The following is a 20,157-nucleotide window of genomic DNA, read 5'->3' as shown; positions in this document are numbered from 1 at the left end:
AGTTTTAATTTTTATTTTATAGATTGTATTTTATGGTAAAGAGGGCTAAAGCCCTTACTACAAACCTGTTTTTTGAAGATGTTTAATTTATTATATTTTTGCTTATTTTCCAATGAAAGAATTATCAGGAGCGTAAAATTGTTTTTCAAGGGCTTGTTGTTGTAACTCTGTAACTTGTTTTTCTAACTGCTCAATTCTTTCTAAAAGGGTTTTAATAACTACAGCTTCCGAATCAGGTAAATTGCTATGATCAAGAGGATCAACTTTTACGCCCGATCGATATACTACTCGCCCCGGAATACCCACCACCGTAGAATCAGAAGGAACATCCTTTAAAACTACAGAACCAGCACCAATACGGACATTGCTACCGATGAGGATATTTCCTAAAACTTTTGCACCGCCACCCACAACCACATTTTCCCCTAAAGTGGGATGACGTTTACCGCTTTGTTTTCCCGTACCTCCAAGAGTTACACCTTGATAGATAAGACAATAATCACCGATAATAGTGGTTTCTCCGATGACTACACCCATACCATGATCAATAAAGACACCTTTACCAATAGTCGCCCCTGGGTGAATTTCAATACCTGTAAAAAAACGTCCAAAATGAGACATTAAACGGGGTATAACGGGTAATCCCATATTATAGAGCCAATGGGAAAAACGATGAAGGACAAGGGCTTGTAATCCGGGATAGCAAAGTATAACTTCTAACCAGTTACGAGCGGCGGGATCTCTTTCAAATATAATTTTATAATCAGCGATAAGTGATGAAAACACGATCAGCTAGTTTTTATTAAGGTTTTAGTCTTTTCATTATACCATAGCTTTTTATCTGTCTGAGTTCGATCGAAAATTATCGCTTCAACAGAGTTTATCTGTTCGTAGTAAGGGCTTCAGCCCTTATTTTACTAATTAATGCAAACTAGCTTAATATTTTCTCTCTTTGGGTTCAAACATTGTCACCACAACGGGCATATATTCAACGGTTACGCCTTCAGGAGAATAGGAAGCAAGGGTATGTTGTAAGAAATTTCGATCGTCTCTGGTGGGATAATCTTCCCTAGAGTGAGCCCCCCGACTTTCTTGACGGTGGATAGCGGAGGTTAAAATCATTTCCCCTACTATAATAATGTTTTGCAATTCCAGTGCTTCCACTAATTCGGTATTCCACTGTCTTTGTTTGTCATCAAGGAAAATTTGCCCATATTTAGCTATAAGTTGTCGAATTTGCTTTAATCCTTCCGTCATCACTTCCTCTGTACGAAATACGCCACAATGCTCTGTCATAGCGTCTTGAAAGTTTTGTCTTAAACTATTGATTCTTGTATCCCCCTCTTGATTTAATAAATCTTGGATGCGTTTTTCATTAGCTTGTAAGTACTTTTCTTCGTCTATTTCTGGCATAGTTCGATCGAGAATATAATTGGCGATCGATCGTCCCACTCTACGCCCATAAACTACGCATTCTAAGAGGGAATTACTACCAAGACGATTAGCACCATGTACCGACACACAAGCACACTCTCCTCCCGCAAAAAAGCCCTCTGTGAGTTTATTTCCATTCATTCTCACTCTACCATCGGTGTTAACAGGAATCCCCCCCATACAATAATGGGCAGTAGGACGCACGGGCATCGGCTCATATATCGCATCGACACCCACTAAACGATGGGCTTCTTCCCAACAAAACGGCACACGAGACATGATTTTTTCTTTGCCCATGTGGGTTAAATCCAAATGCACATAAACCCCTCCAGCACTACCATCGGCATTGATTCCCCTTCCTGCTCGTATTTCAGTTACAATCGCCCTTGAAGTAATATCTCTAGGGGCTAACTCCATCTGATTGGGGGCATAACGTGCCATGAATCTTTCTCCTTCGCTGTTGCGCAAATAAGCACCCTCTCCCCTCACCGCTTCGGAAATTAAAACTCCAACGGGATATAAACCAGTGGGATGAAACTGCACAAATTCCATATCTTCTAAGGGTAAACCAGCCTTTGCCGTCATGGCTAATCCGTCTCCACTGGAGGCATAGTCATTAGAGGTGGTATTGAATACCCTACCATAACCACCAGTGGCAAACATTACGGCTTTCGATCGAACTACCTGTAAATGTCCATCATGGATGTTAAACATTACCACCCCTTTGGCTTCTTTAGTCGGCTTTTCCATCTCCTCCCTTACGAAGGGCTTTTCTATCTCCCCCCTTACTAAAGGCTTTTCTATCTCCCCCCTTACGAAGGGGGGTTGGGGGGGATTAATAAGAGGGGAGTCTTCCAAAATCAACTCCATTACATACCATTCCTCGTAGATTTTGACGTGATTTCGGCGTAAATTATTGACTAATTCATGTAGCATGGCATGACCTGTTTTGTCTGCGGCGTAACAGGTGCGTTTGTGAGAATGTCCTCCAAATGCCCGTTGAGCAATTTTACCATCTTCTAAACGAGAAAATAACACCCCTAAATGTTCCAATTCGATAATAACTTCTGGGGCTTCCTTTGTTAAAAATTCTACAGCATCTTGATCTGCTAAATAATCTGAACCCTTGACGGTATCGAAGGCGTGGGCTTTCCAATCATCATCTCGATCGACATTTTGTAAACTTGCCGCAATACCCCCTTGGGCGGCTACAGAGTGCGATCGAATGGGGTGAGTTTTTGCCACTAAAGCCACATCAGCAGAAGGATTGAGCTTTTTAATTTCCAGAGCGGCACGACATCCTGCTAAACCACCACCCACGATAATTACATCATGTTCTAACATTTTTTTTCCCGTCAACAATAATTATCTATTTTAGAATAAAATGTTTTGCTCAAGACAGGAATAAGAAATGAGAATTTAATAAAATATGGAACTTACGCACCTTTAACGATATTCTGTCATTCCGAGAGTAGCGAAGGAATCTCAATCCTTTGATTTTTGGTGCAAGTCTGTAACTTCTAAAATAGACGAGTTTATTTTAAGGAATCAAGATTAAATAAAATAAAGAAGTTTGATATTATAGATTGCTTCGTACCTCGCAATGACAATTCAACTTAACTGAATTATTGAATTTCTATGGTTAAGAATGATAATTTGACCAATGAGGGAATTAAGGTCATAATTAGTGACAAACTTTAATAAAATTTTGTTTAAGTTAACATTTATTAAAAAAGATCAATTGAATGCACATTGCTTGGCTAGGAAAAAAATCTCCCTTTTGTGGCAACGTTACCTATAGCAGAGAAATTACAAACGCTCTGTTAGATAGGGGTTATCAAGTTAGTTTTCTTCACTTTAGCCAAGAAAATGAAGAGTCAAGCCCTGAAAATTATCTAGCAGAAGTCAATCTTCCCTTTCTTTACAAGTCTCAAATTTATACTATTCATGCACCTAAATCTAGTAAAATTCTATTACGATCGCTCCAAGAATTAAAACCAGACTTAGTTCATGCTTCCCTAACCTTATCACCCCTTGATTTTACCCTGCCCGAAGTTTGTCAAAAATTAAACATTCCCCTCGTAGCTACTTTTCATCCTCCTTTTGATAGTCGTTGGCGCAATATTAAATCTGGCACTCAATACTTAACCTATCAACTTTATGCCCCCTGTTTAGCTAAATATGACTGTACGATCGTATTTTCTGAATTACAAAGAGATTTATTAGTGAAATTAGGAGTACCTTTTGAGAAATTAGCAATAATACCCAACGGCGTGGATAGCCAAAAATATAGTCAGGGAGACTCTTACTTTAAACAAAAATATCCCCAAGAGCAAATTTATGTATATCAGGGAAGAATTGCCACAGAGAAAAATGTGGAATCCTTACTCAAGGCATGGAAACACGCCGATATGAACCTTCATGGTAAATTAATCATTATTGGAGATGGTAACTTAACACCCACATTAAAACCCTTATATAATGAGCAAGATGGAGTAATTTGGTTAGGGGCGATTCTCGATGATGAAAAACGTATCGACATTTTAAGGGGGGCGGATGTTTTCATTTTGCCCTCTTTAGTGGAAGGCTTATCTCTCTCATTATTAGAGGCAATGGCTTGTGGTTTAGCCTGTGTAGCCACTGATGCTGGTGCCGATGGTGAAGTGTTATCCCATGCAGGAATTGTTATAGATACAAATGAGGTTACAAGTCAATTAAAAACTATTTTACCCTTGTTTGTCCATCATCCAGAAATGATTAAACTATTAGGAAATAAAGCCAGACATAGAGTTTTACAAAAATATACTCTTAAGGATAATCTCACGAAATTAGAAAAACTTTATGCACAATTAGGAATTAAGAATTAAGAATTAAAAATTAAGAATTTTTGTTATTTTCTCTCCCCCTCTCCCTCTGAATTTATTAGAAAAAAATATTTATAATTGCTATATTTGTGAAAAATAAACTCATTATATTAACTTTAATTTGTATCATTATTTCAGGAATTACTATTTTTTTTATGGGAGGAATTAATCCTCAATTATTGGAAAATATTTTAATAAAATTAGGCATTTTTGCTCCAATTATTTATATTTTTCTCTATATTTTAGCTACTATCTTACTTCTTCCTTCTACTCCTTTAAATCTTAGTGGCGGTTTAATCTTTGGTTTTTGGGGGGGGTTGATTTGGACTTCGATCGCAGCTATTATAGCGGCTGTGGTAAGTTTTGCATACGCTAGATATTTAGGAAGAAATTGGGTTAAAAAAAGATTTGGTATTCATCTGCAAAAGTTAGACAAAGAAATTAAACAAGGGGGAATGGGTTATATCTTTGCCATTCGTTTATTACCTCTTATTCCCTATGGAATTGTTAACTTTGGTGCAGGTTTAACTTCTATTAAAGAAAGAGACTATTTTGTCGGCACAATATTCGGTACTATACCCGGTATTTTACCTTTTGTAATGATGGGGGCTGGATTTTCTTCTTTAGGTAAAGGAGATATGTTAACTATCACTTTTTCTTTAGGATTAATTGGCTTGTTAATTGGTGGTGCAACATGGTATAAAAAAAGGATCGATCGAAATAATTAGGCGTTGTCTCATAGTATTTTGATGAAGGGAAGTAATAGGTAATAGTGCGATTTGTTCGCTAGAAACTAGATAAAATAAACATGAATTTTGAATGGGATATAAATAAAAATATTAGTAATCAACAAAAACATGGAATCACTTTTGAAGAAGCACAGTCAATTTTTGATGATTTATCCGCTATTATTTTTGAAGACGATCGATTTGCTTATGGTGAATCTCGATTTATCATAATAGGTCAAATATATTTAGAAACTATCAATAAGTATATTTTAGGTATTGTAGTTTATACTGAAAGAGCAGACAAAATTCGGATTATTTCAGCGAGAAAAGCCTCTAAACAGGAAAGAAAACTATATGAGTAAGAAAAATTTTTCGGATATGTCAAAAGAAGAAAGACAAAAAATTGTCTGGGAAATGTCTGATGAGGATATTGATTTTAGCGATATACCTGAAATTAATGAAGATTTTTTCAAGATAGCAAAAAGAATCGAACATCCTCGCAAATCCAAGACAAATACCGTTAGAAATAAATAATGTTCTTGAAAACTATATTTAGCATCAATCCATAATCCCTCTGTCATAGCTATCTCAGGGATTGCTTCGTAACCTCGCAATGACAATCCAACTCAACTCAATTATTCAATTTCTATTTCTTAGAGAAAACTAAACAATTCTAAAACTTTTTCCCATGAGTCTTTTGCCGATTCTTCATGATAACTAGCCCTTCGATCGCAAAAAAAGCCATGATCTGCGTTAGGATAACGGAAGATACGATAGTCTTTGTTATATTTCTGTAGCTCATTTTCGATTCGATCGATCTGCTCAAAGGGAATACTAGCATCTTTTTCTCCAAAGAAACCATAAATTTTGCCCTTTATATCCTTTGTGCGAGTCATTGTGGCATTTTTTTCATTGGGACACCAATCCGTGATTCCTGCACCATAGAATGAGGCTGTGACTTTAATATCGGGCAATGTGGCGGTTAAATATGTTACATGACCACCAAAACAAAAACCAATACTACCTACTCCTGTTTTTTTGACATTAGGTAAAGTATATAAGTAATCGATCGTTGCCTGTATATCACTTAATAATTCTTCTGCTTTTGTCTGATTTTTATACACTCTGCCGATGGTAATATCTTCAGGGGTATATCCCACAGAAAAATTCGGGGCTTGACGTTGATATATAGCAGGGGCGATGGCAATATAGCCTTCTTTGGCTATACGACAAGTAACGTCTTTGATATGCTCATTGACTCCAAAGATTTCTTGCACAACAATAATCGCAGGTAGTATTTCATTGCTGTCAGGTTGTGCTAAAAATCCCTTAATCAGTAATTCTTGATTGGGAATAGTTTCGATCGATGTTGTAATATTCATATATATTCAATAGGGGTTTGTTGAATCACCTTATTAATTTGGAAGTTACGAATTTGTACCAAAAATCAAGGGATTGAGATTCCTTCGCTACGCTCGGAATGACAGAATATCGTTATTGGTGCGTAAGTCCTATAATTATTCATTATTCATTATTCTTTAAGCATTTTTTGGGCAACAAAAATTCCTATTCCTGCTAGTATCACCATGGGATAAAATCCATAGGTATAACTACCAAACCAGTCTCGCAGTTGTCCTACGGATAGAGTGCCTACTAAAGCCCCGATACCATAAGCAGTAAAGACGATACCATAATTTTGGGCGTAGTTATCAGGATTGAAAAATCTCAGGGTGATAGTGGGTGCCATGGCTAACCATCCTCCGAGACAAAACCAAAAAATACTAAAAGCGATTAAATAAGTGGTAATTTGACCTGATTTGGCAGAAATCATTAATATACTGGCGATGATAATTAAAGTATAGGATGTCATGGCAATATAGCGAGGTGCAAATCGATCGCACAACCAACCAAAGAGAGGGCGACTAATACCGTTAAAAAAAGCAAAAAGAGACACACTAAAAGCCGCTACATTAGCCTCAATATTAATAATTTCTTCTCCTACTGGGCTAGAGATACCAATAGCACTCAACCCTACTAATGCCCCAATGGCATAACAAATCCATAACCCATAAAATGCCCTACTTTTTACCATAGTGACGGGATAAGATTTGACTGCCGTAACATTGCCTCCATTATTATCTTTTAAGGGATTCCACGAAACAGGAGGCATTTTTAATGTGGTAGCTAAAAGCAAAATAATGATAGTAAAAGCAATACCTAAAATTCTCAAGGTTTTTCTAACGGAGTATAAATTGATTAACCAATTCGCTAAAGGTGCTGTTACTAGAGGAGAAAGCCCAAAACCAACAATGGTTAACCCCACCGCTAACCCCTTTTTATCAGGAAACCACTTAGCTACCACCGCCATCGGTACACCATAAGCAATGCCCACACCACTTCCTGCTATAACCCCATAGGCTAAAGTAATCATTCCTACATTTGGAGCAAAACTAGCCATAATATACCCTAAACCAACGATAACAGCACCTATTGCCGTCATGATTCGAGAGCCGATTTTTTGCACATAAAACCCCGCTATAGGCATTAATATGGCATAAAAAAGCAGTGCGATCGTATAAGGTAGTAAACTCGCTGTTGCAGTAATATTTAATTCTTCTTCTAAGGGTTTTCTAAAAATACTCCAAGAATAAACACTACCGAGACACAGTAAAATCATCATACCGGCTGGAATCAGTAACCATCGCCCAAGATGTGCAGGAAATCCTAAAACTTTTAAATCGGAAGTATTCATTTTTAATGGAAAATTCAGCTTATTTTTAATTACTATCAATTATATTATTGTTAGTTTTACGTCATAATTTCAGTATTTCAAATAACTCTATTCCCTATTCCCTATTCCCTATCTCAATCACTAAATAATCTTAACAAAATAGGTCGATCGAGCGTAAATCTTTTAGAATTAAGCTGATATAAATAATTTAGATTAGTTATCGTTATGCGCATTTTAGCTCTTATTCCGGGGGGAATTAGTGATCAAATTCTTTTCTTTCCTACCCTTAAAACTCTGAAAGAAGAATATCCAGAGGCGATTATAGATGTTATTGTTGAACCTCGATCGAAAAATACCTATCGTGTGTGTAAATATGTACAAGAAGTACTGGTATTCGATTTTCAAGATCGTAATGGATTAGCTGACTATCTGAATTTATTAGGTATGATTAGAGATAGAGAGTATGAATTAGCTATCACCCTTGAGGAAAATTGGGCAGTTAGTTTCTTATTGTGGCTTGATGGTATTCCCACTCGTGTCGGTTATAAAACTAATAGTTCATGGTTTCTTAACAATACCGTACCCAAGAAAACCGAACAATATACTGCCTCAATGTATCATGATCTTCTCAGTGCTTTAAATATTCATACTCCTTGTCCTGAACTTAGTATTAATGTACCAAAAGAAGATATTGAATGGGCAGAAGCGGAGCAAAAACGTCTCAACATTAAAGATACTGGTTATATTTTAATTCATGGGGGGGCAAGTCCTTTAACGGTGCGTCAGGGTATCAATAAAATTTATCCTGTACCGAAATGGCAACGGGTGATTGAGGATATTCAGATGAGACAACCTGATTTACCCATTGTCTTATTATGTGGTCCTGATGACATTACTTGGACGAATGAAGTGTTAAGTTTATGTCCTACTGTTAAAGTTATTAGCCCTCCTGATATGGGGAAATTGGCGGCAGTGATTGCTGGAGCTAATTTGATGTTGTGTACTGATAGCGCCCCGATGCAGTTATCTGTGGCGGTGGGTACTTATACGATCGCACTTTTTGGTCCTACCCAAGCCAAAAAACTCTTACCTCAGAAGCTCGATCGATTTATTGGACTTCAATCATTGAGTGATAAGATTGGGGATATTCCTACAGATAAGATTTTAGAGCAAATCTGGAAGAATTAAGAAAGAATGAGGAATTAAGAATTAAGAATTAAGAATTAAGAATTAAGAATTAAGAATTAAGAATGCAAAATAAAAACTATCCACTATACACTATCCACTATACACTATCCACTATACACTATCCACTATTCACTTAAGACGCTCGTTTATAAGCCTCGTCTAGTACTTCTGAAAGAGTGGGATGAGCATGAATATTAAAGGCTAATTGATGCACTGACTCTCTATTAGCGATCGCATTTGCCGCTTCTTGAATTAAGTCTGAAGCATGAATCCCGATGATATGGACACCGAGTAACTCCCCTGTATCTTTGCGATAAATTACTTTGGCGATGCCGTCGGTTTCTTTCTCTGCTAATGCCTTAGAATTGCCCTTGAAGAAGGTTTTAGCCGTTGCTACCTCAAAACCTTCATTTTTGCCTAATTCCTTCGCTTGAGGCTCACTTAATCCCACATAGCTGATTTCGGGATGGGTGAAAGCCGCCGCAGGAATACTACGATAATCGATCGATTTTTCATTACCGCACATATTTTCTACTGCAATGATACCTTGTCCTGATGCGGCATGGGCTAACATCATTTTACCGTTAGCGTCACCCACTGCCCAAAGATGAGGTACAACTTCACCGTTTTTCAATACCTGCATTTTGTCGTTGACGGGAATAAAGCCTCTTTCCGTTTCGACTCCTAAGTTTTCTAAGCCTAAGTTTTTGGTAGCGGGGATTCTACCCGTTGCCACTAAACAAGCATCCACTTCTAATATTTCTACTACTTCCTTTGTTTTAGCATCAGTTAGTTCGATCGAAACAGGATTACCGGGGGTGACTTTGGTGGCAAAAACTCCTGTATAGGTTTCGATGTCACGACTATTGATTAAAACTTTTTCCGCAATTTTAGCAATATCTGGATCAAAAGTGGGCATTAATTGATCTAACGCCTCAATCATGGTAATTTCACTACCCAAGGCGGTATAAACATCCGCAAATTCTAAACCGATGTAACCACTACCAATAATGGCTATCCACTGGGGTAAAGATTCTAATTTGACAGCTTGATCGCTAGTATAAACGGTTTTACCGTCCACTTCCACTCCCCTAGGTACAAAAGGAGTCGAGCCGGGGCATAACATAATCTCTTTCGTAGTGAATACTTTTTCGCCGTTATCGGTGATAACTCCCACTTTTTGGGATGCTAATACTTTACCCCAACCCTTGATAATATCAACTTTCAGACGTTTTAAACTATTAGTTAAATCCCCTTGAATTTTTGCCACTAAATCGTTAGCATGATCAGCAATGAGTTTTCGATCGAAACTAACACCACCAACATTAACTCCCATACTCTGTAAATGCTCATTATGGGATAACTCTCTTACCTTACCCGAAGCGGCTAATAAGGCTTTAGAAGGGATACAACCACGATTAACACAAGTACCACCCATATCACCAGCCTCAATGATAGCAGTTTTTAAACCCATTTTAACAGCATGGAGGGCGGCACCATGGCCACCAACACCAGCACCAATAATGATTAAATCATAATCAAACTTACTCATAATCGTTCTTTCGTATAAAAATTATGCTTAGATAACCTTTCTATTGTAAGGTTTAGGGGATATTTGACGCAAAAAATAATTTCAGGCAAACTTTAATTTGATTTTTGTACCTCGTAACCATGAAATACGCTATATAACTATTTTTTCCTAGTTTGTAAATTATATATATCTAGCAAAGACGCAAAGGCACAATCAGAAGATAATTTTTGACAAACTAAAAAAGAATTGACACAAAATATAGATAATCCTAGTATTCATTATTAACTATTAACTATTAACTATTAACTATTAACTATTAACTATTAACTATTAACTATTCAAAACTGTGACTAATTATCTACTCATTCAATATTTTCAAGAAGAATTTTTTTATATACCGACATCTTTTACCGAAGATCATTTTACAGGTTTAGTTACCACTTCAATTATCTTATTATTAGTAGCTACTTTTGTCGCTCTAGTGAGTAGGTGGTTGCGAATGCCCTATGTTATTGGCTTAGTTTTAGCCGGGTTAATTATTCCTAAAGACGCTTTACCCGAATCCATTGGCTTAAATCCCGAAGTTATTTTAAATCTGTTTTTACCTATCCTAATTTTTGAGGCGGCAATCAATACCGATATTCGCAAATTAAGCAGCAGCATAAAAGTTATTTTATTATTAGCAGGTCCCGGAGTGATCTTGTCGGCGGCGATTACGGCGGTTTTACTGAAATTTAGTTTAGGTTTAGTATGGATTACCGCTTCGGCGGTGGCAGTGATTTTAACTATTACTGATACTGTATCAGTCATTGCGGCTTTTAGAACTGTACCAGTACCTGCTCGATTAGCTACCATTGTAGAAGGGGAAAGTCTTTTTAATGATGGGGTAGCTTTAGTTTTAATTAGTATTATTACAACTATTAATACGGTTGGCTCTTTTTCTCTGTTTCAAGGAGTAGTACAATTCCTCATTGCTTTTATCGGAGGTGGGGTTTTAGGTTTAGGATTGGGTTATTTATGTGTTGGTTTATTTAAACAGTTAGATGATGCCCTTAGTAATACTTTACTCACGGTAGCCATTTCTTTAGGCACTTTTCAAATTGGGCAAATTTTGGGAGTTTCTAGTGCTATCGCTGTTTTAACGGCTGGTTTAGTCATCAGTAATCTAGGTTTTCGCAAAACTTCGGCTACTATTAGGGTGACTCTACTCAATTTTTGGGAATATGCAGGATTTGGGGTTAATACTTTTATTTTCCTACTTTTAGGTCTTGAAGTTGAACCTCGTCTTATTTTTATGGGGCTTTCATCGGCTTTCATTGCTATTATTGCCTATCAAATTGGACGGATTTTCTCAATTTATCCTCTTTTAGCTATTCTACGATGGTTCGATCGACCTTTACCGTTAAAATGGCAACACGTTTTGATTATAGGCAATGTTAAAGGCTCATTATCTATGGCTTTAGCTTTAAGTTTACCCTATGATCTCCCAGCTCGATCGTCCGTCATTGCCCTAGTATTTACCACTGTATTTGTATCTCTGATTGGGCAAGGGCTTAGTCTGCCTTGGTTTGTCAAAAAGTTAAACCTTGCTCAACCCTCCCCTTTACGACAAAAATTAGAAGTATTGCAACTAAATTTAATCACTGCCAAAGCCGCCCAAGAAGAGTTGAAAATTCTCTTAGAATCTGGTATTTTGCCTAGGTTTGTCTATGAAGAATTATTTGCATCCTATCAAGCCCGAATTGCCTCCTCAGAAACCACCCTACGAGAGATGTATAACCAACGATTAAAACAATCTAGTGAAAAAGAAGAAGATTATTTAGAAGGGGTGCGCCGCCGTCTTTATTTAGCAGAAAAAAGTGCTATCAACGATGCTATCTTTAAAGGATTATTGCCTAATAATCTTGCAGAATCTTACTTACAAGAGTTGAATGAGAAATTATTATCTTTAAAAGATGATTAATGATAAGCTAGAACGCATCTAAGTCGTCTAGAGAGAGATAAAGAGAATAGGTAATAGGTGAAATGAATGAAGCCGTTGGCGAAATAAATCTTAACATAAAGTTTGACAAAAAGTAGGTTTTGTGGGGTTGATTCCATGAAGTTTATTTCTTGGTGAGGTTTAAAAACTTAATAACTCAACAATCTAAACAGACAAAATATGAATAGGAAACAAATAAGAATTTTTCGCTATCATTCTTACCCGAAACTATCCAAAACTTAGTTAACCAAGCCCAAATCACGGGGGATAGCCTAACTATTACTAATGATATTCTGTCATTGCGAGGTAACGAAGCAATCTAAAGTAGCCACAAATCTAAATTATCATCTATGGTAGATCACGATCGACTTTTTAAAGAACTAATACAAACATTTTTTTGGGAATTTATTGAATTATTTATTCCCGAAGTTTTGCAATTTGTATCAAAAGAAATTTTAACCTTTTTTCCCGAAGAAGTTTTTACCGATGTTACCGCAGGAGAAAAACGAAAAATTGATCTTTTAGCCCAAGTAAAATGGCAAGAAGAAGATGGTTTTTTCCTCATTCATATAGAGAATCAAGCCCATAATCAAAAAGAATTTGAACGGCGAATGTTTCATTATTTTGCCCGTTTAGATCAAAAATATCGTTTACCCATTTATCCGATCGTTCTTTTCTCTTATGATAAACCAAAAAGAGAAGAAAAAAATCAATATCAAGTTGTTTTTCCTGATAAAAAAATTCTCGAATTTAACTTTACCACTATCCAATTAAATCGACTGCCTTGGCGACAATTTTTGTCTCAACCTAACCCCATTGCTTCGGCTTTAATGGCAAAAATGGATTTTAAACCAGAAGAAAGAGTTAAGGTAAAATTAGAATGCCTGAGAATGTTAGCAACTTTAAGTTTAGATCCTGCTAGAATAAAGTTAATTTCAGGATTCATTGATACCTATTTAAAATTAAATCCCACAGAAAAACAAGAATTTGATACCGAATTAAAACAAACAGAAATAAACAAGGAGGAAAAAGTTATGGAAATCGTCACCAGTTGGATGGAGGAAGGCATTGAAATAGGAGAAGAAAGAGAGGGCAAAAAATTAATTAATCGTCAAATTAAAAGGCGATTTAATCATCTTTCTCAAGAATTAGAAGATAAAATTAACGGTTTATCTTTACCTCAAATTGAAAGTTTAGCGGATGCTATTTTTGATTTTCAATCTTTGGATGATGTTATTCATTGGTTAGAAATTAACACTTAATTGCACCCACTATTTAATAATAGTTAGAATCAGAAACTGACAAAAGAGGATTATATTCTTTTTTGTGAGAATGTTTCAACAATTTCGACAATTTTTTGAGTTGTTAATCAGAAGTTTCGGGTAAAACGCAACAATTCACTTCATCAAGGCAAATTTTACCCCATTGTAAAGCCCAACGCACCAATTCTACTCGATTATCGGTTTTTGTCTTAGTTAAAATATTGCTAATATGATTGTCAACAGTACGTTTACTGATTTCTAATTTTTCTCCAATTTCGTTATTAGTTAAACCAATCGCAACTAATTCTAATATTTCTTGTTCTCTTTCGGAAAGAGTAGTGGATTCTGACGTTTTGCCACTATTCATAAATATTTCTCACCCCGTGATTTTACCGACAGTCTTATATCTAAATTGTAACGAAAAACGTCAGAGAAAAAATAAATTATTTTTTTCGGGCAAAAACCCCATAAAATGGATCTTTGCCACCTATACCAAACATTTGTAAGATAGCTGGTAATTCTGGTTGTGTGGCTACTATTTGCGTTTCTTGAAAATCAGGTATTGATTTAAAATATGATCTTACTAGGTGTAGTCTTTGTCGATCGGTCGCATCTCTCCATACAGAAATAGCTTTTTGATAAAACATTCGATTGGAAAAGCTGAAAATAGCCACCCCATTGGGTTTTAAAATCCTAGCAATTTCACTAAATATCGCTTCGGGATATTGTAAATATTGTACCGAAACGGCGCACAAAACCGCATCAAAATCTTGATCTTCTAGGGGTAATTGCAGATTTTTGTTCAAATTCTGGGTAAAATAGTGATCTAAACGAGGATTATTCTTTAATTCTTCTTCATTCATACCATGCCCTTCTATATGGCTGAATTTCATTTCTGGTGGTAGGTGAGATACCCAACTACTCATTAAGTCTAGTATTTTTGTTCCTTCTCGCAATTCTCGCCGATATAATTGTGTTAATTGATTGATAAAGTGATCATCCACATGGTTAACTAAACGAGGATAAGAATAAAATAGGGTATCTTCACTATCATCTAATTTGGTTCTTTGATGAGGTTGTAATAGCATATTGTGGGAATGATTGGGGATTCTGAATAAATTAGACTTACGCATAAATAAGATGTCATTGCAAGGCGCTTTGCGTTGCGAGGTTACGAAGCAATCTTAAGCAATCTCAATCGCTTCTATTATCTGGGTAAGTCTTGATGAATTAATTATAGATAGGGAATTTCGATCGAGATCACATTTTTTTGAGAGAGGGAAAAGGGAAAAAAATTTTTTTCGAGAATGGCATAAATCAGCATAACTGACTGGATAAACCGATAGAAACTACTAAAAACCAGTTATGACAATGATTAAGTCTATTTCTCACCATCTTTTGACTTCGATTTTCGCTGATGTGTCTCAATATCCTAGTTTTGTAATTAAGTTTTTGTTAGTATTGGAAACTGAGCAATTAATTCCTTTGTTTAAAATTCGTGATAATTCTGGGCAAAATAAATCTCTTTCGGCTTTTGTAATTGATAAAAATAATCAACATCTTTCTGTTGCTAATATCCTTAATTGTTGTTTTTTGAAAACTAATTTTGTCTTATTTTATGGTTCTCATTTTCAAGTATTATTAGGACAAAAATTTGGTAATCAAAAAGTTGTTACGGATTCGATCGAAACTTTTTTAATCTTTACTCAACAGGGGTTAATTTTAGAAAATGATGATATTTTTCAAGACTTAAATCAAAATAAATATCAATTTATTGAATGGGATTGTTGGCGTAAAATGTCGATTTGTTTTGATGAAAATGAACCTAAATGCAGTTTAACTTTTTTCGATCGAAATGATTATTTTTTAGAGATTAAAACTATTAATAATAGTAATTCAGAAGTGGAAACCATAGAGCAACAATTACCGTTAATTTTTTGTTATTTTGTGATGAAAAGATTTTGGAAATATGTAGAAAAAATGAGTTATGACGATTTTTTGTTATTTAATCCTAAAGATTTTATTCCTTTTGATAATGAAAAGTTAACTTATTTTACTAACAATATTTTAAAAAATATCAATATCAGAGAAGAAGATTTATCTACTTTAATGACAAAAATGATTGAAAATTAATCAGAATGCTAAATTAAATTTTATTTAATCGTTTTAGCCGATTTTAGCTATTAGCTTTGTTAATTTGTTACAGAAAATTTGACAAAATTAATAATTTGTGAATAGACAAAAAGTTAGTAGTGTATCATAAACTGCCAAGAAATAAATTTCATGGCTCATAGCTTAAGTCTGCTAAAGCGACTAAATTAAACCTATACTTATAGCGTTTTTAAAAATTATGAGGTACATTTTTTGCCTTTGCCTTAAAAAATCAGATTTTTGCATATTAATTGATTAATTGCTAGTCAAAAACCTATGAATTTTGTACGTCTAATTAATTTCGTAAATTAACATTTTTGAGAATGAAAAAATAAAAAATCTTGCTTCATTAACATACTTTTTTTGCAGACTCTATTTATAATTTTTTAAATTTTCCATCAAGATAAACAAAATATAATTCTACCTCTAAATTAGGATATTTTTCTTGAATCCCAGACTTTGCTTTACTTAAATATTGCTGATGAATAGACAATTCTTGTACAGGATTTTCCGATAATTTAACATCAAATTTAGTGCCATAAGCACCACAATCTTGATGATCTAAAATGATCACTTTTTCGATATGATGTAACTGATAAGATAAGTCTAATTGTTCCCAAAAAACTACTGTATCAGCATGACTAGGAAAATCTGCTAAAGCTAAAGATGCCCCTGCTAAACTTAACCAATCAAATTGATGATTTAAGTTGTTATCTTTTAAAAAATTTTGCTCAAAATCGATAAAACGAAAATCGATACAACTCAATACTAAAGCCTTTGCTTTATAATCAGCTTGAGCTAATAAAGAAGATGATAACCAATAAGATAAGCCGACACTTCCTGTTAAGAATAACTTAATAAAATTTCTTCTTTGACAATTACAAATATTGCTCATTTTTAATGTTGGTAGTAACCTCTTTAGAGGTTTTGAAGTGTTAATTCATATCAGATTTTGGATTAGTTATTAATGAATTAAAGGGCTTTTTTGTTGGGTTACGCTATAGCCAACCCAATCTACAAATTTATTAATTCTAAGTAAAAATCATCAAACATTTTTTCCCTATTATTATTATCTTATAAATGAGAGTTCGATCGAACCTCTTAACATATCATTTATTAGAAATTTCTTGCCACTCTAATAATATAGGATAAGGAATTTTTAAACTCAGAGATTTTTCTTTTAAAGGGAGTAATAAATAGATAGATTTTTCATCCTTAATTTTAGGTAAAATTTCGGTAAAATCATATTGCCCTACACTATTATTAGGAGCTTTTTCGGCAAATTCATCTTGTGCTTTTATATCTTCTTTATTAAGAGTAGAGACAATTAATTCTTGAGGATGAATAAAGTTAACACTATCAGGAAAAGCAATTAATCTTAAATTTATCTCAGGATTTTTGCCCGTTTCTAAGCGTTTAAATAGCACTAATTGCCAAACATTACCATCATTATCCGTAAGGCGATTTCGTGCTTGATAAACTATGCCTCCATTGTCTTCTATAGGGGATTTAATTGTCGCAAAAGAAGGATTAATAAAACTAAAATTGATAGTAATTATTAATAAAAAACTGACGATAATTATTTTAAAAAAATTTTTTTTCATCATCTTATAATTATAATGTTACTTTTTCCTTCAATCTTCATCAAATTTCGTTGTCAGTTAACACGCATTTAACTTGTATTTTGACGAATGTTTGAAAACAACTCTTCCCTTTTCCCTCTCTCAATTAGTAAATTTATCTTATTTAGAATAATCAGCGATCGAAGTGATATAAATAAGATGAAGTAATAAAAATCCACCCCAGATGAAGCTAAATTGATTCGCCCATAGCCATTCGGGATGATTGAAAATGTGGAAAAACCACACCCCAGAATTACAGGCAATAAATAAGGCAACATGAACAGCAAAATTCATTCGATCGTCTAGTTTACGATATTCTGGGTCATTTTGTCGATCGGGTTGACGAGGCCAACGTGGAGGCATAATAAATGTATATTAAAGCTAATATGTTTATTTTCCATTTTAACCTAAATGTCGAACTCAAGATTAAAATAGTTGATCAGTTAACCCTTAGATTATCAATCTAGTTTCTCATAAGGAATGAAGATTAAGTAAAATAGACAAGTTTGATGTTAGAGATTGCTTCGTGACCTCGCAATGACGATAAACTTTAATAAGTTATTAAATTCGCATTCCTAAACAAATCGCACTTTTATTTTTTATTTATTACTTAACCTTGATGACATCTCAAACTATTCATCCTCTATCCCGTTTACTGAAGTATTCTCATAAGTATAAAACTTCTATTTATCAAGCTGTAACTTGTTCGGTTTTGAATAAGTTATTTGATTTAGCCCCCCCTGTGTTAATTGGTACGGCTGTGGATGTGGTAGTCCAACGAGAAGACTCTTTTATCGCTAAGTTGGGTGTTAAGGAGATTTTTGACCAATTATTAGTTTTAACCCTGTTCTCGGTGTTAATATGGACTTTAGAATCGGTTTTTGAGTACGCTTATGAGAGGTTATGGCGTAACCTTGCCCAAAATATTCAACACGATTTAAGGCTGAATGCTTATCGTCATATCCAAAATTTAGAGTTAGAATACTTTGAAAATAACAGCACGGGAAGGCTTTTAGCTATTCTTAATGATGATGTTAACCAGTTAGAAAGGTTTTTGGATGTTGGGGCGAATGAAATTTTACAGGTTTTAACTACTGTTGTTGTTATCAGTGGTGCTTTTTTCTTTTTGACTCCTAATACGGCATGGATGACGATAATTCCTATCCCCATTATTATTTGGGGTGCGATCGCATTTCAAAAATTGTTAACTCCTCGTTATGCAGAAGTTAGGGAAAAAGTCAGTTTGTTGAATAGTCGTCTAGCTAATAATTTGACGGGTATCACCACTATTAAGAGTTTTACCACAGAACAATACGAAATTGAACGTATCCGCAAAGATAGTGAAGCGTATCTGCAAAGTAATCAAAAAGCGATCGTACTGAGTGCAGGTTTTGTGCCATTGATTCGGTTTATCATCTTGGCAGGATTTACGGGAATATTGCTTTTTGGCGGTTTGGAAGTAGAAAAGGGTAACTTGGCGGTGGGTACTTATAGCGTATTGGTTTTTATGACGCAACGGTTACTTTGGCCTCTGACTAGATTAGGGCAAACCCTCGACTTGTATCAACGGGCGATGGCTTCCACTGCAAGGGTGATGGATGTTTTAGATACTCCTATGACGATTCATTCGGGAGATTTGCCTTTACCTTTACATAGTGTGAAAGGGGAGATTGAGTTTAATAATATCAGTTTTGCCTATTTCGATCGAGAGCCAGTTATCGAGAATTTCAACTTGAGGATTCCTGCCACTTCTACCATTGCCATTGTTGGCTCGACAGGTTCGGGAAAAAGCACTATTGTTAAGTTATTACTGAGATTCTATGAGATTCAGTCAGGAAACATCACCCTTGACGGCATCAATCTTAAAGATATTGTACTGTACGACTTGCGCCGTGCCATTGGTTTAGTTAGTCAAGATGTCTTTTTATTTCACGGTAGCGTCAGAGAAAATATCGCCTATGGTAACGCCAACGCTAGGGAAAGTGATATTATTCACTCTGCGAAAATGGCAGAAGCCCACGATTTTATCATGGAGTTACCCCAAGGATATGATACGATCGTGGGGGAAAGAGGTCAAAAACTTTCAGGAGGGCAACGACAAAGACTTTCTATTGCCAGGGCAATTCTCAAAAATCCGCCTATTTTGATACTGGATGAAGCGACTTCTGCCGTAGATAATGACACCGAAGCTGCGATCGCCAAATCCTTAGAACATATTACAGAAAATCGTACTACCATTATGATTGCGCATAGATTGTCAACTATACGTCACGCTGACTGTATTTATGTGGTAGAAAAAGGTAAAATTGTTGAGGCTGGAAAACATGAAGAATTAGTAGAAAAACAAGGTATTTATTATGGTTTATGGCAAGTGCAAACAGGAAATGCACATTTTGACTAGAATACACCTAACTTGTAGGTTGGGTTAGAGAAGCGTAACCCAACAAAACTGGTTCTTTTACTTCTCGTCGTGATAAATTATTGATGAAGGTAGGCACTCATGCAAGAGGCACTCATGCAAGAATTTCAAAATTAATAGTTTATAAAAATTAAATTTTGATTCTGATGTAAGCCTTATTTAATAAAAGTTATAGCATTTATTTTCTCCTAATTTATCATTACTGTAGAAGAGCCACAAAACTTCGCTATATCAATATTTTAATCA

At 35.1% G+C, this 20,157-nt stretch carries 19 protein-coding genes; 9 read left to right on the top strand and 10 right to left on the bottom strand.

The annotated features are described in order from the left end of the window. Positions 1-102: 102 nt before the first annotated feature. Both cysE and ACN4EE_RS09015 read right to left on the bottom strand, forming a co-directional pair. Complete coding sequence (cysE, locus tag ACN4EE_RS09020) at positions 103-786, bottom strand: serine O-acetyltransferase (protein WP_431706100.1); 684 nt, start codon at positions 784-786, stop codon at positions 103-105. 150 nt (positions 787-936) lie between these two features. After that, positions 937-2,778 (bottom strand): FAD-binding protein, encoded by a 1,842-nt coding sequence (locus ACN4EE_RS09015; protein ID WP_431706099.1) that lies wholly within the window; start codon positions 2,776-2,778, stop codon positions 937-939. Positions 2,779-3,179: 401 nt separating this feature from the next. Between ACN4EE_RS09015 and ACN4EE_RS09010 the strand changes: the two genes are divergently transcribed. From ACN4EE_RS09010 to ACN4EE_RS08995, 4 genes are all read left to right on the top strand, one after another. Further along, on the top strand, positions 3,180-4,301 hold the full coding sequence (locus ACN4EE_RS09010) for a glycosyltransferase family 4 protein (RefSeq protein ID WP_431706098.1): 1,122 nt from the start codon (positions 3,180-3,182) through the stop codon (positions 4,299-4,301). 86 nt (positions 4,302-4,387) lie between these two features. Further along, on the top strand, positions 4,388-5,026 hold the full coding sequence (locus tag ACN4EE_RS09005) for a TVP38/TMEM64 family protein (RefSeq protein ID WP_431706097.1): 639 nt from the start codon (positions 4,388-4,390) through the stop codon (positions 5,024-5,026). Between the two features lie 80 nt (positions 5,027-5,106). Beyond that, positions 5,107-5,388 carry a BrnT family toxin gene (locus tag ACN4EE_RS09000; RefSeq protein ID WP_431706096.1) on the top strand — a complete coding sequence of 94 codons (282 nt, stop codon included), beginning with the start codon at positions 5,107-5,109 and terminating at the stop codon, positions 5,386-5,388. Continuing rightward, positions 5,381-5,560 carry a hypothetical protein gene (locus ACN4EE_RS08995; protein ID WP_431706095.1) on the top strand — a complete coding sequence of 60 codons (180 nt, stop codon included), beginning with the start codon at positions 5,381-5,383 and terminating at the stop codon, positions 5,558-5,560. The genes ACN4EE_RS09000 and ACN4EE_RS08995 overlap by 8 nt, the downstream gene beginning before the upstream one ends. Positions 5,561-5,679: 119 nt before the next feature. Here the strand turns inward: ACN4EE_RS08995 and ACN4EE_RS08990 are convergent, their stop codons facing one another. Both ACN4EE_RS08990 and ACN4EE_RS08985 read right to left on the bottom strand, forming a co-directional pair. Continuing rightward, positions 5,680-6,408, bottom strand: coding sequence for a dienelactone hydrolase family protein (locus ACN4EE_RS08990; protein WP_431706094.1), 729 nt, complete (start codon positions 6,406-6,408; stop codon positions 5,680-5,682). 149 nt (positions 6,409-6,557) lie between these two features. Next, positions 6,558-7,778, bottom strand: a complete 1,221-nt coding sequence (locus ACN4EE_RS08985) for an L-lactate MFS transporter (protein WP_431706093.1) — start codon at positions 7,776-7,778, stop codon at positions 6,558-6,560. 204 nt (positions 7,779-7,982) lie between these two features. On the opposite strand from ACN4EE_RS08985, the gene ACN4EE_RS08980 reads away from it, so the two are divergent. After that, entirely contained in the window at positions 7,983-8,945 is a 963-nt protein-coding gene (locus ACN4EE_RS08980; RefSeq protein ID WP_431706091.1) for a glycosyltransferase family 9 protein, read from the top strand. A gap of 133 nt (positions 8,946-9,078) precedes the next feature. On the opposite strand, the gene lpdA is transcribed toward ACN4EE_RS08980, so the two are convergent. Next, positions 9,079-10,497 carry a dihydrolipoyl dehydrogenase gene (gene lpdA, locus ACN4EE_RS08975; protein ID WP_431706090.1) on the bottom strand — a complete coding sequence of 473 codons (1,419 nt, stop codon included), beginning with the start codon at positions 10,495-10,497 and terminating at the stop codon, positions 9,079-9,081. A 373-nt stretch (positions 10,498-10,870) separates the two neighbouring features. On the opposite strand from lpdA, the gene ACN4EE_RS08970 reads away from it, so the two are divergent. Next, positions 10,871-12,439 carry a cation:proton antiporter gene (locus ACN4EE_RS08970; RefSeq protein ID WP_458575032.1) on the top strand — a complete coding sequence of 523 codons (1,569 nt, stop codon included), beginning with the start codon at positions 10,871-10,873 and terminating at the stop codon, positions 12,437-12,439. 368 nt (positions 12,440-12,807) lie between these two features. After that, positions 12,808-13,719, top strand: coding sequence for an Rpn family recombination-promoting nuclease/putative transposase (locus ACN4EE_RS08965; RefSeq protein ID WP_431706088.1), 912 nt, complete (start codon positions 12,808-12,810; stop codon positions 13,717-13,719). Between the two features lie 103 nt (positions 13,720-13,822). Here the strand turns inward: ACN4EE_RS08965 and pedR are convergent, their stop codons facing one another. Both pedR and ACN4EE_RS08955 read right to left on the bottom strand, forming a co-directional pair. After that, positions 13,823-14,086 carry a photosynthetic electron transport-dependent transcriptional regulator PedR gene (gene pedR, locus ACN4EE_RS08960; RefSeq protein WP_431706087.1) on the bottom strand — a complete coding sequence of 88 codons (264 nt, stop codon included), beginning with the start codon at positions 14,084-14,086 and terminating at the stop codon, positions 13,823-13,825. A 76-nt stretch (positions 14,087-14,162) separates the two neighbouring features. Beyond that, on the bottom strand, positions 14,163-14,807 hold the full coding sequence (locus ACN4EE_RS08955) for a class I SAM-dependent methyltransferase (RefSeq protein WP_431706119.1): 645 nt from the start codon (positions 14,805-14,807) through the stop codon (positions 14,163-14,165). A gap of 283 nt (positions 14,808-15,090) precedes the next feature. Here ACN4EE_RS08955 and ACN4EE_RS08950 point away from each other — a divergent pair, with 283 nt between their 5' ends. Continuing rightward, a complete protein-coding gene (locus tag ACN4EE_RS08950; protein ID WP_431706086.1) occupies positions 15,091-15,852 on the top strand; it encodes a hypothetical protein in 762 nt (253 codons plus the stop codon). A gap of 394 nt (positions 15,853-16,246) precedes the next feature. On the opposite strand, the gene ACN4EE_RS08945 is transcribed toward ACN4EE_RS08950, so the two are convergent. The 3 genes from ACN4EE_RS08945 to ACN4EE_RS08935 all read right to left on the bottom strand — a co-directional run bounded on the left by ACN4EE_RS08945 (position 16,247) and on the right by ACN4EE_RS08935 (position 17,855). Next, positions 16,247-16,765, bottom strand: coding sequence for a carbonic anhydrase (locus ACN4EE_RS08945; protein WP_431706085.1), 519 nt, complete (start codon positions 16,763-16,765; stop codon positions 16,247-16,249). Between the two features lie 214 nt (positions 16,766-16,979). Next, positions 16,980-17,477 carry a DUF3122 domain-containing protein gene (locus ACN4EE_RS08940; protein ID WP_431706084.1) on the bottom strand — a complete coding sequence of 166 codons (498 nt, stop codon included), beginning with the start codon at positions 17,475-17,477 and terminating at the stop codon, positions 16,980-16,982. Between the two features lie 135 nt (positions 17,478-17,612). Then, positions 17,613-17,855, bottom strand: a complete 243-nt coding sequence (locus ACN4EE_RS08935) for a hypothetical protein (RefSeq protein WP_431706083.1) — start codon at positions 17,853-17,855, stop codon at positions 17,613-17,615. 256 nt (positions 17,856-18,111) lie between these two features. Between ACN4EE_RS08935 and ACN4EE_RS08930 the strand changes: the two genes are divergently transcribed. Beyond that, the gene (locus ACN4EE_RS08930; protein ID WP_431706082.1) at positions 18,112-19,893 is read left to right on the top strand and encodes an ABC transporter ATP-binding protein; all 1,782 of its coding nucleotides are present in this window, start codon (positions 18,112-18,114) and stop codon (positions 19,891-19,893) included. Positions 19,894-20,157 lie beyond the last annotated feature (264 nt).

The organism is Geminocystis sp. CENA526, assembly GCF_050753365.1.
Taxonomy (GTDB): Bacteria; Cyanobacteriota; Cyanobacteriia; order Cyanobacteriales; family Cyanobacteriaceae; genus Geminocystis.
The sequence above is the reverse complement of the archived record's forward strand: the minus strand, read 5'-3'. Positions and strand labels throughout refer to the sequence as shown.